Source organism: Pseudomonas carassii (assembly GCF_036324045.1).
GTDB classification, from domain to species: domain Bacteria; phylum Pseudomonadota; class Gammaproteobacteria; order Pseudomonadales; family Pseudomonadaceae; genus Aquipseudomonas; species Aquipseudomonas peradeniyensis.
On sequence record NZ_JAZDCT010000049.1, the window covers coordinates 17,993 to 30,260 of the forward strand.

The 12,268-nt window shown below is 64.0% G+C and carries 12 protein-coding genes; 8 read left to right on the top strand and 4 right to left on the bottom strand.

All coding sequences use genetic code 11. The features are described 5' to 3' along the window. Positions 1-45 precede the first annotated feature (45 nt). Entirely contained in the window at positions 46-1,296 is a 1,251-nt protein-coding gene (locus tag V0R62_RS24845) for a ribonucleotide-diphosphate reductase subunit beta (protein ID WP_050704266.1), read from the top strand. Between the two features lie 54 nt (positions 1,297-1,350). On the opposite strand, the gene V0R62_RS24850 is transcribed toward V0R62_RS24845, so the two are convergent. Then, positions 1,351-1,725: a hypothetical protein gene (locus V0R62_RS24850; RefSeq protein ID WP_330105590.1), complete on the bottom strand. Its 375-nt coding sequence runs from the start codon at positions 1,723-1,725 to the stop codon at positions 1,351-1,353. A gap of 85 nt (positions 1,726-1,810) precedes the next feature. On the opposite strand from V0R62_RS24850, the gene V0R62_RS24855 reads away from it, so the two are divergent. Further along, positions 1,811-2,320, top strand: coding sequence for a BRO-N domain-containing protein (locus V0R62_RS24855; protein ID WP_330105591.1), 510 nt, complete (start codon positions 1,811-1,813; stop codon positions 2,318-2,320). 160 nt (positions 2,321-2,480) lie between these two features. On the opposite strand, the gene V0R62_RS24860 is transcribed toward V0R62_RS24855, so the two are convergent. After that, positions 2,481-2,951, bottom strand: a complete 471-nt coding sequence (locus V0R62_RS24860; RefSeq protein WP_330105592.1) for a GNAT family N-acetyltransferase — start codon at positions 2,949-2,951, stop codon at positions 2,481-2,483. 344 nt (positions 2,952-3,295) lie between these two features. Here V0R62_RS24860 and pdxR point away from each other — a divergent pair, with 344 nt between their 5' ends. From pdxR to V0R62_RS24875, 3 genes are all read left to right on the top strand, one after another. Next, a complete protein-coding gene (gene pdxR / locus V0R62_RS24865) occupies positions 3,296-4,795 on the top strand; it encodes a MocR-like pyridoxine biosynthesis transcription factor PdxR (protein ID WP_330105593.1) in 1,500 nt (499 codons plus the stop codon). Between the two features lie 245 nt (positions 4,796-5,040). Beyond that, entirely contained in the window at positions 5,041-5,418 is a 378-nt protein-coding gene (locus tag V0R62_RS24870) for a helix-turn-helix domain-containing protein (RefSeq protein ID WP_186712723.1), read from the top strand. Further along, positions 5,415-6,719: a type II toxin-antitoxin system HipA family toxin gene (locus V0R62_RS24875; protein ID WP_330105594.1), complete on the top strand. Its 1,305-nt coding sequence runs from the start codon at positions 5,415-5,417 to the stop codon at positions 6,717-6,719. The genes V0R62_RS24870 and V0R62_RS24875 overlap by 4 nt, the downstream gene beginning before the upstream one ends. 33 nt (positions 6,720-6,752) lie before the next feature. Here the strand turns inward: V0R62_RS24875 and V0R62_RS24880 are convergent, their stop codons facing one another. Next, positions 6,753-7,754 carry an NADP-dependent oxidoreductase gene (locus V0R62_RS24880; protein WP_330105595.1) on the bottom strand — a complete coding sequence of 334 codons (1,002 nt, stop codon included), beginning with the start codon at positions 7,752-7,754 and terminating at the stop codon, positions 6,753-6,755. A 16-nt stretch (positions 7,755-7,770) separates the two neighbouring features. Further along, a complete protein-coding gene (locus tag V0R62_RS24885; protein WP_262952175.1) occupies positions 7,771-8,559 on the bottom strand; it encodes an SDR family NAD(P)-dependent oxidoreductase in 789 nt (262 codons plus the stop codon). Positions 8,560-8,707: 148 nt separating this feature from the next. On the opposite strand from V0R62_RS24885, the gene V0R62_RS24890 reads away from it, so the two are divergent. From V0R62_RS24890 to V0R62_RS24900, 3 genes are all read left to right on the top strand, one after another. After that, entirely contained in the window at positions 8,708-9,271 is a 564-nt protein-coding gene (locus V0R62_RS24890; RefSeq protein ID WP_330105596.1) for a TetR/AcrR family transcriptional regulator, read from the top strand. A gap of 107 nt (positions 9,272-9,378) precedes the next feature. After that, a complete protein-coding gene (locus tag V0R62_RS24895) occupies positions 9,379-10,809 on the top strand; it encodes an L-lactate permease (protein ID WP_330105597.1) in 1,431 nt (476 codons plus the stop codon). Between the two features lie 17 nt (positions 10,810-10,826). Then, positions 10,827-12,245: an aminotransferase-like domain-containing protein gene (locus V0R62_RS24900; protein ID WP_330105598.1), complete on the top strand. Its 1,419-nt coding sequence runs from the start codon at positions 10,827-10,829 to the stop codon at positions 12,243-12,245. Positions 12,246-12,268 lie beyond the last annotated feature (23 nt).

Consider the following 12,268-nt stretch of genomic DNA (forward strand, 5'->3'; position numbering starts at 1 on the left):
ATCCAACCGGTTGCCCCGCGCAACCCTCTAGCAGGAGCCAGGACCATGCTGAGCTGGGACGAATTCGACAAAGAAGACGGTGAAGTCGCCGCCAAAGGCAACACCCCCGCGCAGGCCGCAGCCGCCACCACCCTCGACAAGCTCGACAGCGCCGGCGGTGCCGCCGCCCTGGAAGCCCGTGCCGCCACCGCCGCCGACTCCGACGCCGTCAAGCGCGCCAAGGCTGCGCTGGACGCCCTGGACATCGCGGAAGGCCTGGCCGAGCTGGAAGGCTCCTCGGCCCGCGTCGCGGTCGATGAAAAGCGCATGATCAACTGCCGCGCCGACCTCAACCAGCTGGTACCGTTCAAGTACGACTGGGCCTGGCAGAAGTACCTCGACGGCTGCGCCAACCACTGGATGCCGCAAGAGGTCAACATGACCGCCGACATCGCCCTGTGGAAGAGCATGGACGGCCTGACCGAAGACGAGCGCCGCATCGTGATGCGCAACCTCGGCTTCTTCTCCACCGCCGACTCGCTGGTAGCCAACAACCTGGCCCTGGCCGTGTACCGCCTGATCACCAACCCGGAGTGCCGCCAGTACATCCTGCGCCAGGCCTTCGAAGAGGCGATCCACACCCACGCCTACCAGTACTGCATCGAGTCGCTGGGCATGGATGAAGGCGAGATCTTCAACATGTACCACGAGATCCCATCGGTCGCGAAAAAAGCCGCCTGGGGCCTGAAGTACACCCGCGCCATCTCGGACCCGGAGTTCAACACCGGCACCGTCGAGACCGACAAAGAGCTGCTGCGCAACCTGATCGCCTACTACTGCGTACTGGAAGGCATCTTCTTCTACTGCGGCTTCACCCAGATCCTGTCCATGGGCCGCCGCAACAAGATGACCGGCGTCGCCGAGCAGTTCCAGTACATCCTGCGCGACGAGTCCATGCACCTGAACTTCGGCATCGACGTGATCAACCAGATCAAGATCGAGAACCCGCACCTGTGGGATGCCGCGATGAAGGAAGAGGCTACCCAGATGATCCTGCAGGGTACCCAGCTGGAGATCGAATACGCCCGTGACACCATGCCACGCGGCGTGCTGGGCATGAACGCGGCGATGATGGAGGATTACCTCAAGTTCATTGCCAACCGTCGACTGACCCAGATTGGTCTGAAGGAAGAGTATCCGGGGACGACTAACCCGTTCCCTTGGATGAGTGAGATCATGGACCTCAAGAAGGAGAAGAACTTCTTTGAGACTCGCGTTATCGAGTATCAAACCGGTGGTGCTCTGAGCTGGGATTGATCGTCCTGTTATCAAAAAAGGCTGCCTTTGGGCAGCCTTTTTTGTATCGAAACCTCATTCGTCCGAGTCGACATCCTCACCATTGGATGGAAGTTCCAATACTGCCTGCTCGAGCTTTTCTGCTTGGGGGTTGCCATGCTCCAACCAATCGTATGCGAAAATTCGCATTTGATCTCGAGCGTAATCCGCAGCTTTAGCCCCGGTAAAACCACGTCCTGGCAGACCCGAATTTTTCTGAACAACTAAAAGTGTTAGAGGCGGCAAGTCCTGCAGAATGCAATACGACTGTATAGGTTCCAGTAACCTGCCCATACCAGCAGCAGGGACTCCAATCAGCTTAGAAAGCATCCCGTACGTAAGTGACTGTCGGTTACGTGCCGCCAATGCAAGCACCGCCCATATCTGACTAGCCCTTTCTGATCGATTCATGAGACGTCCTATCTCCAGTTGAGTAGTCAAGAAGTATCATAAAGCCACCATTACTTCAAAATGTGTTCCTGAATTGACGAAGTAGGTGTTGTCTTCTAGCTTGGCTGGTCAGCGCTTAAGAACGCTCACGCAGCGAAATCCCGTTCCCGTTAGAAACGGCTCTCCTGATTTCTGGAAGGCCAATCATAGACAACCATTACCCTCCACCCTCTTCACCCGCCACAACCGCCCCCTCCACACCCTCTGGCTCGAATCCCAAGCCTGGTTCTGCGCCCACGAACTCGGCCGGATGACCGGGCGCTTCTTCGATGAACACTGCATCCGAAAGCTCGACCCGGACCAGCACCGCACCGTGCAGTTGCTGCGCTACGGCCAGTACAGCGAGACCACCATGGTCAGCGAGTCCGGGGCCTATACCCTGCTGGCCCATCATCACACTCCGGAGAACCGCCACCTGCGCCACTGGCTGACCGCTGCTGGCATGTTCTATGGGGTCAGCATTGAGTTAGAGGTACTGCTGAGTGAGTTGAGCGTGTTGCAGGAAGACATCAATCGAACAGCGCTGCGTTGGACCGCCCTGCAATCTCAGCGTTAGCCCTCACATCGCTGGACAAGCCGATACAGAATGCCGGCTCGGTTGCGCAAAAGACTGTGGGAGCGGGCTTGCCCGCGAACACCAGCGCAGCCGGTGCCATGCATCGCGAATTTTTCGCGGGGCAAGCCCGCTCCCACGCCCTTAGCTGCTCACAATTAGCTTAGTGAGCGACATTCAACGGCATCCGATACTCAATCACCCCCGGCTTCTCGGCAATCCAGTCATACAACCGCTGCGCAGTCCGGTTGGTCTCCTGGGTATGCCAGTACAGCCGGTCGCACTGCTGCTGCCGGGCCTGGTCCTGAACGAACTCGATCAGTTGCTTGCCGATCATCCGCCCTCGGGCGCTCGGGCACACGTACAGGTCTTCCAGGTAGCAGAAGTCGTTGCGCCCCCAGGTCGAGCGGTGGAACACATAGTGGACGAAGCCGAAGAGCCGTTCGCCGTCCGTGGCCACGGCGCAGTGCATGGGTTCGGCCGGGTCGAAGAAGCGGGCCCAGGTGCGCTCGGTGATGGCTGGGCCCAGGTCTACCTGGTAGAAGGCCTGGTATTGCGCCCAGTAGTCGCGCCAGGGCTGGAGGTCGGCTTGCTTCAATTCGCGAATGAAAACGGGCAGTTGGGTGGTGGTCATTGGTGGAACCCCTTTTTGGGCAAAGCAGTGTGGATGAGTGAGGGGCCGGCCTGCCCGTAGCAATTGCCTTCCTTGGTGGTTGCTTGCGGGCTTGGGTTTTATAGCGGATAAATGGTTGGTTTTAACCTGCCAATTAGTTAGAAGTTGCCAGACCATTTTGGGGTTCTGGAGAGGGGTAAGGCTTGAGATTGCCGGGGGCGCTTTGCGCCCCTTTCGCGGCACAAGGCCGCTCCTACAGGGGATCGCGGTCGCCTGTAGGAGCGGCCTAGTGCCGCGAAAGGGGCGCGAAGCGGCCCCGGCATTGGCAGCCATAAATCAGGTCCATCAGCCAGGGAATCAGGCCAATGTTCAAACACGCGCAGCTGGAATCGGTGAAAGCCTGGATCAACGACCCCGCCCACGCCGCGCTGGCCTTGCATGTGCGCATCCAACGGGCGATCCGTCAGTTGATCCTCGACGGCGCACTGCCGGTGGGCAAGGCGCTGCCCGCCTCGCGTCCGCTGGCCCAGTCCCTGGGCGTGTCGCGGGATACCGTGGAGTCGGCCTACAGCCAATTGCACGCCGAGGGATTTATCGAGCGGCGCGTGGGCAGTGGCAGCTTCGTGTCGCAACGGGCCCGGTGCCTGCCGTCGCGCAAGCGCCAGCGCTCGCCACACAACGAAGCCCCCGTACAGTTGAGCCGCCGAGGTGAAGCGCTGTTGCACAGCGGTGGCGTCCACAACTTCCAGTCGCCCCGCCCCTTCGCCCCGGGCGTGGCCGAAACCCGGCACTTCCCCCTGGCCATCTGGGAGAAGCTGGAGCGGCAGGTGTACAAGGAATACGGCACGCGGGCGCTGGAACACAGCGAGCCGCAGGGCATGGCCCCCTTGCGCCGGGCAATCGCCGACTACCTCAACCTCGAGCGCGGGGCCCAGGCATCCGCCGAGCGCATCCTGATCCTCACCAGCTCGCAGCAGGCCCTTGGCCTGTGCGCCCAGGTGCTCATGGACGCAGGCGACCAGGTGCTGGTCGAGGACCCGCTGTACCAGGGCACCCGCAAGGCCGTCACTGCCGCCGGCCTGGTGTGCGTGCCGGTCCCGGTGGACGCGCACGGCCTGCAGGTGGACGCCATGACCCGGCTGGCGCCGGATGCCCGGGCGGTGTTCCTCACTCCTTCGCACCAATACCCGACCGGCGCGACCCTGGCGCTGGACCGGCGCCTGCTGGCGATCGAATGGGCCCGCCAGCAACAGGCCTGGATCATCGAGGACGACTACGACAGCGAGTTCCACTACGCCGGCCGCCCCACCGCCTGCGTGCAGGGCCTGGACCCACACGACCGCACGCTGTACATCGGTACCTTCACCAAATCGCTGTTCGCCGGGCTGCGCATCGGCTACCTGCTGCTGCCACCCCAGCTCGTCGCGCCGATGACCGCCGCCCGCACGCTGCAGGACGGGCATAACGCCTCCATCGCCCAGCTGACCCTGGCCCGGTTCATGGAGGGCGGCCACTTCAACGCCCATGTGCGGGCCATGCGCGCGCTCTACGCCGAGCGCCGGGATGTACTGGCGGATCTGCTACGCAGGCACCTGGGGGCGTTTCTCGTGCCGCAGGTGCCCGCCGGCGGGCTGCAGATGCCCTGCCATTTCGTGCAGGGCCTGTCTGAAGACGCCGTGGTCAGGGCGGCACGCGGGGTGGGGATCGATCTGTTGGGGCTGGGCAGCTTGTACGCGGTGCCGAGGAACGATGCCGGCTTGCTGATGGGGTTTGCGGCACTGACACCCGCTGAGATGAGGGAGGCGGTGGTGAAACTGGAGAAGGTGTTGGCAGGTCTGGTCACTTCGGGACGTTCAATGCGGTAGCCCGTTCTGCGCGAAACGAAATGTGGTAAACCAATCGCTAAAATCCGCCGTGAAAACGAGGATTAGACAACGCCTAGAATTCTTGGCATAAAAATTAAAATGTACACTCAACGCCTAGAAAATTAGTCTTTATCCAGTAGCGGATTTTTCTTTAAAGCACACTATACAAAGCCTAGAATCCTAGGCATGCAGGTCAATAACGGCGTTTTAAGCATAGGATCCCAGGCGTTATGAAAGCCATATCAATGACTGACGACGCTATCGCCAACGAGATCGGCCAACGCATTGAGGCTATCCGCCTGAAGCGTAATATTGGCCAGGACATCGTCGCCCATGAAGCCGGGATTTCCCGGGAGACCTACCGCAAGCTCACGGCAGGCAAAGGCACCCTGGTGAACGTGATTGCCGTCCTGAGGGTGCTGGGAGAGCTTGATCGTCTCGCCTCCCTCATCGAGGACGTCAGGACCAGCCCCGTGCAACTGGCGAAAATGCAGGGCAAACAGCGGCTGCGGGCGACCGTCACACGGGCTACACCGCCGGCGCCTGAACACGGAATCAGGACGCCTATCGGCAAGCCCACGCTCATTGGTGGCCCGAAACCCGACAAGGATGACAGCTGGTGATTGCACGGATCTATCTCTGGGATGTGTATGTAGGCGCGCTCAACTGGAACACGCAGACCCAGATCGGAGAGTTCGAATACACCCCCGAGTTCGTCAGGACCGGCCTAGAGATCTCGCCGGTCCATATGCCCTTGCGCCAGGACTACACCTACGTGTTCCAGGGGCTGGACCGCGAAACCTTCAAGGGCCTGCCCTCGATCCTCGCCGATTCCCTGCCCGATGATTTCGGCAACGCGCTGATCGATGCCTGGCTGGCCCAGCAGGGGCGTGACAAGGCAACGTTTACCCCGGTCGAGCGCCTGCTGTACCAGGGCAAGCGCGGCATGGGCGCCCTGGAGTATCGTCCGGCGATGGCCACCGAGCGGGACAAGGGGGAGAGCATCCATATCGATGCCCTGGTGCGCCTGGCCAGCGAGGTGTTGTCCGAACGCGAGTCGATCGCCGAACGCCTGGATGCCAAGGACCCGTCGCTGGACGACAGCGCCTTGCAGCACCTCATCCAGATCGGTACCAGCGCAGGCGGCGCCCGGGCCAAGGCGGTGATCGCCATGAATGCCGAAGGCGAGATCCGTTCGGGCCAGGTCACCGCGCCCCCGGGCTTCGAGTACTGGTTGCTCAAGTTCGATGTGGCCAAGGACTCGACCGTACTGGCGGACTCGCAAGGCTACGGGCGCATCGAGTACGCCTACCACCTGATGGCCAAGGCGGCCGGCATCACCATGACCGAGTGCCGATTGCTGGAGGAAGGTGGACGCGCTCACTTCATGACCCGGCGCTTCGACCGCACGACCGAAGGTGAAAAGATCCACGTGGCGACCTTGTGCGCACTCGACCACGCCGACTTCCGCAAGCCTGGCCAATACTCCTATGCCGAGGCCTTCGCGGTGATGCGCGCACTGCGGATTTCCCGCGACGGCGCCGAACAGTTCTACCGCCGCATGGTCTTCAACCTGGTGGCACGCAACCAGGACGACCACACCAAGAATACGGCCTTCATGATGGACACCGACGGCACCTGGTACCTCACGCCAGCCTATGACGTCTCCTACTCCTACCTGCCAGGTAGTTTCTGGGTCGATACTCACCAGATGACCGTGAACGGCAAACGCGACGACTTCACCCTCGACGATCTGTTAAGCGTTGCCAGCCAAGTTCGTGGCATGGACGCACGACGGATCATCAAGGAAGTCTGCGAAGCCATCGCACAATGGCCGCAGTTTGCCCAGGACGCAGGGGTACCAATCTCAGCCAGTAAGCGAATCGGTGAAGTACACCGCCTGTATCTTGGCGAGGGGCTTTGAATAAACGCCCCTCCCGAGGGCTGGACGTGCAGCTCAAGCCACCCGCACCACCACCTTGCCCTTGCTCCGCCCACCTGCCACCGCCGCCAGCGCCTGTTCGGTAGCCTCGAAGGCGAACACTTGGTCGAGCACCGGCGTCAGGATCCCCTCCTCCACCAGCCGGGTGATGGCCTCCAACTGTCGACCATCGGCGCGCATGAACACGAACCGATAGCGCACGCCCAAGGCCTCACAACGCTTGCGGATGCGGCGGCTGAGCAGGCGAAGCACCTGACGTAATGGCCAAGCCATCCCTTGTTCGGCCGCGAACTCAGGCGTGGGCGGCCCGGAAATGGAAATCAGCTGGCCACCCGGTTTGAGAATCTGCACCGAGCGCTCCAAGGTGCCTGCCTCCAACCCGCTGAGCACCACATCGTAGTCGCGCAATTCCCGGGTGAAATCCTGGCGCTTGTAATCGATGACCACATCCGCGCCCAAGGCCTTCACCCATTCGACATTGCCCGTGCTGGTGGTCGTGGCGACGAACGCCCCCAAATGCTTGGCCAACTGGATCGCAATACTGCCCACGCCACCAGAACCCGCATGAATCAGCACCTTCTGCCCCGGCTTGAGCTGGGCGGCTTCCACCAATACCTGCCAAGCGGTCAAGGACACCAAGGGCAGCGCGGCGGCCTGTTCCATGCTCAAGTTGGCGGGCTTGCGCGCCAGGGCCTGCTGGGTGACGGCGATCTGTTCGGCAAAACTGCCGATGCGTGCCTGCCCGGGCCGTGCATAGACCTCGTCGCCGGGCTTGAAGCGGGTGACACGGGCGCCCACGCGCAGTACGGTACCGGCCAGGTCGTTGCCAAGGATTAGCGGCAGGCGGTACGGAAGTACCCGTTTGAACTCGCCGTTACGCAGCTTCACGTCCAGGGCGTTCACCCCGGCGGCGTGAACCCGCACCAGCACGTCGTCATCCCCCAGGGTGGGCACGGGCATTTCGGCGATACGCCCGGCTACATCCTTGCCATAACGATCGATGATGAAAGCTTTCATTGAGATCTCCCGTGACTCACTGCGCACTGCGATAGCGCTCGGCCACCTGGGATTGGCGCAAATCCCCCATCAGCATCTGCCGGGCGCCATCCAGCGCAGCCCAGCGGTCGGCGTGCTGCAAGGGCGGAATGGTGATCGCTTCGCGGCGGTCGTAACCCACCAGCGCAGCATCGACCAAGTCTTCCACCTCCATCACTTCTGGCAACGTGTTGATATCCAATCCGGAACGCGACCAGATCTCGGTGCGGGTCGCGGCCGGCAGCACGGCCTGCACATAGACCCCCTTCGGCCCCAGCTCCAGCGCCAGCCCCTGGGACAGGAACTGCACGAACGCCTTGGTGGCGCCATACACGGTCATGCCCAGTTCCGGCGCCAGCCCCACCACCGAGCCGATGTTGACGATCGCGCCAGTGCCCTGCTCGGCCAGGCGCGGCGCAATGGCGGCAGCCAGGCGGGTGACGGCGGTGACGTTCAGGCCGATCAGGCGCTCGAGGCTTGCGCCATCCTGCCCCAGGAAGCCCCCTGACTGGCCTTGCCCGGCGTTGTTGATCAGCACGCCTATACGCACGTCTTCACGCAACCGCGCTTCGACCCGAGCAAGGGCATCGGCCTGGGTGAGGTCGGCGACCAGCACCTCGACGGCGACAGCGAAGTGCTCACGCAGGCGGGCAGCCAGGGTCTCCAGGCGCGCCTGGTCGCGGGCGACCAGCACCAGGTCGTGACCACGCTGGGCGAAGCGTTCGGCATAGGTGGCGCCGATACCGCTGGAGGCACCGGTGACGAGAACGGTAGGCAAGGCACTCATGGCAAATCCTCAAGGTGGGTGGCGACACCCGATCGGGGTGGGCCTGGCCTTTATGATTACGATCATCATCTAACCATGTCAATATTTTGATGATGACTGACATCAATGTATGATGAACCTCACCTCCACGGCGCAGGAGTCATCCGCCATGAAAGTCACCAAGGCACAAGCCCAGGCCAACCGCACCCATATCGTCGAGACGGCGTCCTCGTTGTTCCGCCAGCGGGGCTATGACGGGGTCGGCGTCGCCGAGTTGATGGCGGCCGCCGGTTTCACCCATGGCGGCTTCTACAAGCATTTCGGCTCGAAGGCCGACCTCATGGCCGAGGCGGCAGCCTGCGGGCTGTCGCAGAACACCTCCGGCACCGACAGTGGCGGTGTGGCGGACTACCTGCGCCAGTACCTCTCCAGGGAGCACCGCGACAACCCGGCCTCAGGTTGCACCCTGGCGGCGCTGGCCAGCGATGCCGCGCGCCAGCCCGACGCCGTGAAGACGGTGTTTGCCGACGGGCTCGAGCGCTTGCTGGCAACGCTCCAGGCCGCCAGCGAGCCGACGGATGCCGCCGACGAGCAGGCCGAACGCGCCCGGCGCCTGGGCGTGATCGCCACCCTGGTGGGCGCCATCACGCTCTCCCGCGCCTGCCCGGACGATTCGCCGCTGGCGGACGACATTCTCCAGGCCTGCCGGGACCGGTTGCTGACACCGCAGTAACCCCGCCCGGGCTGTATTGAAAATCGCCCGGGCGCTGTATCTGTTTCAGCAGGCGCCCGCCCTTCACCCTCCACCTCACTCCCTGGATGGCTGAAGGAACCCGCATCATGGCTGCGCTGCTGCTGCAAATGTCCCCCATTGGCCTGGTGATCGCCCTGATCCTGCTGCTGCGCCGCCCACCCGTGCAGGCCGCGCTGGCCGGCGTGGCCGGTGTCTTGCTGCTGTGGGGCCTGGGCGCCGCTCAGCCGCTGTCGGCGGCGGTGTCCAGCGCCATCCTGCAAGACACGCTGATCCTGTTCCTCAGCACCGCCTGCGTGATCGTTCCGGGGCTGGCCTTCGTCATCCTGGTCGAACGCGCCAACGCCCCGCAGGCGATCGGCGCCTGGGTGCGGGAGCTGGGCTGGACGCCGCCGATGCAGGTGATCTTCATCGTGCTGGGCCTGGCGCCACTGCTGGAGGCGATGACCGGGTTCGGCGTATCGCTGATCGCCACGGTGCCGCTGCTGATGGGGCTGTTCTCGCGTCAGGTCGGCATGAAGATGGCGCTGGCCGGCATGGTGGTGATGCCCTGGGGCACGCTGGGGCTGGCCACGGTGATCGGCGCGCTGCTGGCCCATGTGCCGGCGCAGGAACTGGGCAGCCATTCGGCGCTGGTCAGCGCGCCAGTGTTCCTCGGCCTGGCCGCCGTGGCGCTGGTACTGGCGGGGATTCGCAGTCTGCAGGCTTGGCTGGGGTTGGCGCTGGTCTCGTTGCTGTTCAGTGCGGTGCTGTATGCGGTCAACCGCTGGATCGGGCCGGAGGCGTCGGGCGTGCTGGCCGGGCTGGCGGTGGCCGGCGTGGGCCTGGGGATGTCCTGGGCGCGGCGCGGGGCGCTGGTGCGCTGGCCGCAAGCGGCGTGGCCGTACATGGCCCTGCTGACGGTGATCATTGTCTCGCGGGGGCTGTTCCTGCTGTCGGGGTGGGACGGCCTATGGGTGGTGCATGGCACCAACGTGTCGTGGAAGCCACTGGCTTCGCCGGGGCTGGCCTTGCTGCTGGTGGTGCTGATGATGGTCGGGCGCCAGCGCACGGGCTTCCCATGGCAGGCGCTGGTCACCCGGGCGCGGTTCCCGGTGGCGACGATCTTCCTGTTCCTGCTGCTGTCGCAGGTGATGGTCAAGGCCGGCTTCCTGGTCGAGGCGCAACGGGCGTTGCAGGCGCTGTCCGGGGTGTCGCTGGCGTCGACGGTGTCGCTGCTGGCGGGGTTGGCCGGCTATGTCACCGGCTCCAATGTCGGCGGCAACACGCTGGTGATGCCCTCCATCGCCGCGCTGTCCACGGTCCACGGCCCGTGGTTGGCGGCGATGGTCAACAGTGCCGCCGGGCATGGCGCGCTGGGCTCGCTGTCGATCCTGTCGCTGATCATCGGGCTGGCCGGGGCCAACCGCGAGGAAGAACACGGGCTGATCCGCTTCGGCTTTGCCCTGGTGCTGCTGAACATCGTCATCGTGGCTGCAACCGGCGTGGTTTTGCTCTACCTTTCGGGAGCCCCCGCCTGACACGACACAAGGCCCCCATGGACCGGAACCCCAAGCCCGACAAACGCTGGCACACCGTCAACGCCTGGCTGCTGCGCCAGATCGACAGCGGCGAATGGCCCAGCGGCACGCAACTGCCCTCGGTGCGCGAGCTGGCGCGGCTGTTCGACAGCAGCATCGCCACCGTGCAGCGCGCCTTGGCGGAGCTGGAGGCCAATGCCTATGTGCAGGCCACGCCGCGGATCGGCTATTTCGTCGCCAAGGGCGCGGCCCAGGTACAGGGGTTCGACCTGGCCAGTGTCACCGTCAACGTCAACCACGCGGTGGTCGCCATGCTTGCCCAGGCGGCCAGCAATACCGCGCTGTCGTTGAGCTCGGCGGTGCTGCACGACGAGCTCACGCCCCAGGTGCTGCTGAACAAGTGCCTGGCGACGCTGGCCGCCAAGGCCGACCAACCCTTGGCCGGCCTGATCGCCCCGCCGGGCCTGGCCTCGCTGCGCCGGCGCATCGCCGGGCTGATGCTGCAACGCGGCGTGACCTGTGGGCCAGACGATATCCTGGTGACCTCGGGCGACACCGTGGCCCTGGAACTGGCCCTCGAAGCCGTCGCCCGGCCGGGCGCCACGGTGGCCATCGAGACGCCTACCTATTACGGCATCCTGCAGACCATCGAACGCCTGGGGATGCGCGCCCTGCCCATCCGCACCCACGCCGACAGCGGCATGGACCTCGAGCACCTGGAATGGGCGCTCAAGCGTGGCAAGGTCGATGTGGTGTTCCTCAACCCGACGCTGCAGAACCCACGGGGCTTCATCATGCCCGACGCGGCGCGGGCACGGCTCTCACAGCTGGCGCAGGCGGCGGATGTGCCGATCATCGAGGACGATATCTTCTTCGACCTGGTGGACGAGGCGCAGCGCCCGAAGGCGATCAAGCACTACGACAGCACCGGGCAGACGATCTATTGCTCGTCGTTCTCCAAGACCGTGGCGCCGGGGTACCGGGTGGGCTGGTGCGTGGCGGGGCGCTACCGGGATGCGATCCTGGCCCAGCTGTTTTCGCGCAACCTGGCGGTGTCGAGCCTGGCCCAGCGGGTGCTGGATGAGTTTATCGGCCGGGGGTACATGGAGGAGCACTGCGCGAAGCTGCGTGGGCGGCTGGCGGCCCAGGCCGGGGTGATGGAGACGCTGGTGCGCTCGGTGTTTCCGCTTGGGACGCGGTATGTGGCGCCGCAGGGTGGTTTTATTCATTGGATCGAATTGCCGGAAGGGACGGACATGGTGGCGCTGCAACGGCTTGCGGCGGCGCGTGGCTGCAATGTCGGCGACAGCGGGATGTTCTTTGCCGATGGGGAATGTGGCACTGGGTTGCGGGTATGCCTGGGGCGGGTGATTACGTCGGAGGTGATGGGCGGGTTGAGGGTGCTGGCGGAGTGTGCGGCGCTTCCAGGCGCTTGAATGCCGGGGGCGCTTTGCGCCCC

Bases quoted from the DNA above. Each gene is read 5' to 3' on its own strand.
- V0R62_RS24845 (WP_050704266.1), top strand. From the start codon at position 46: ATGCTGAGCTGGGACGAATTCGACAAAGAAGACGGTGAAGTCGCCGCC.
- V0R62_RS24850 (WP_330105590.1), bottom strand. From the start codon at position 1,725: ATGAATCGATCAGAAAGGGCTAGTCAGATATGGGCGGTGCTTGCATTG.
- V0R62_RS24860 (WP_330105592.1), bottom strand. From the start codon at position 2,951: ATGACCACCACCCAACTGCCCGTTTTCATTCGCGAATTGAAGCAAGCC.
- pdxR (WP_330105593.1), top strand. From the start codon at position 3,296: ATGTTCAAACACGCGCAGCTGGAATCGGTGAAAGCCTGGATCAACGAC.
- V0R62_RS24870 (WP_186712723.1), top strand. From the start codon at position 5,041: ATGACTGACGACGCTATCGCCAACGAGATCGGCCAACGCATTGAGGCT.
- V0R62_RS24880 (WP_330105595.1), bottom strand. From the start codon at position 7,754: ATGAAAGCTTTCATCATCGATCGTTATGGCAAGGATGTAGCCGGGCGT.
- V0R62_RS24885 (WP_262952175.1), bottom strand. From the start codon at position 8,559: ATGAGTGCCTTGCCTACCGTTCTCGTCACCGGTGCCTCCAGCGGTATC.
- V0R62_RS24890 (WP_330105596.1), top strand. From the start codon at position 8,708: ATGAAAGTCACCAAGGCACAAGCCCAGGCCAACCGCACCCATATCGTC.
- V0R62_RS24895 (WP_330105597.1), top strand. From the start codon at position 9,379: ATGGCTGCGCTGCTGCTGCAAATGTCCCCCATTGGCCTGGTGATCGCC.
- V0R62_RS24900 (WP_330105598.1), top strand. From the start codon at position 10,827: ATGGACCGGAACCCCAAGCCCGACAAACGCTGGCACACCGTCAACGCC.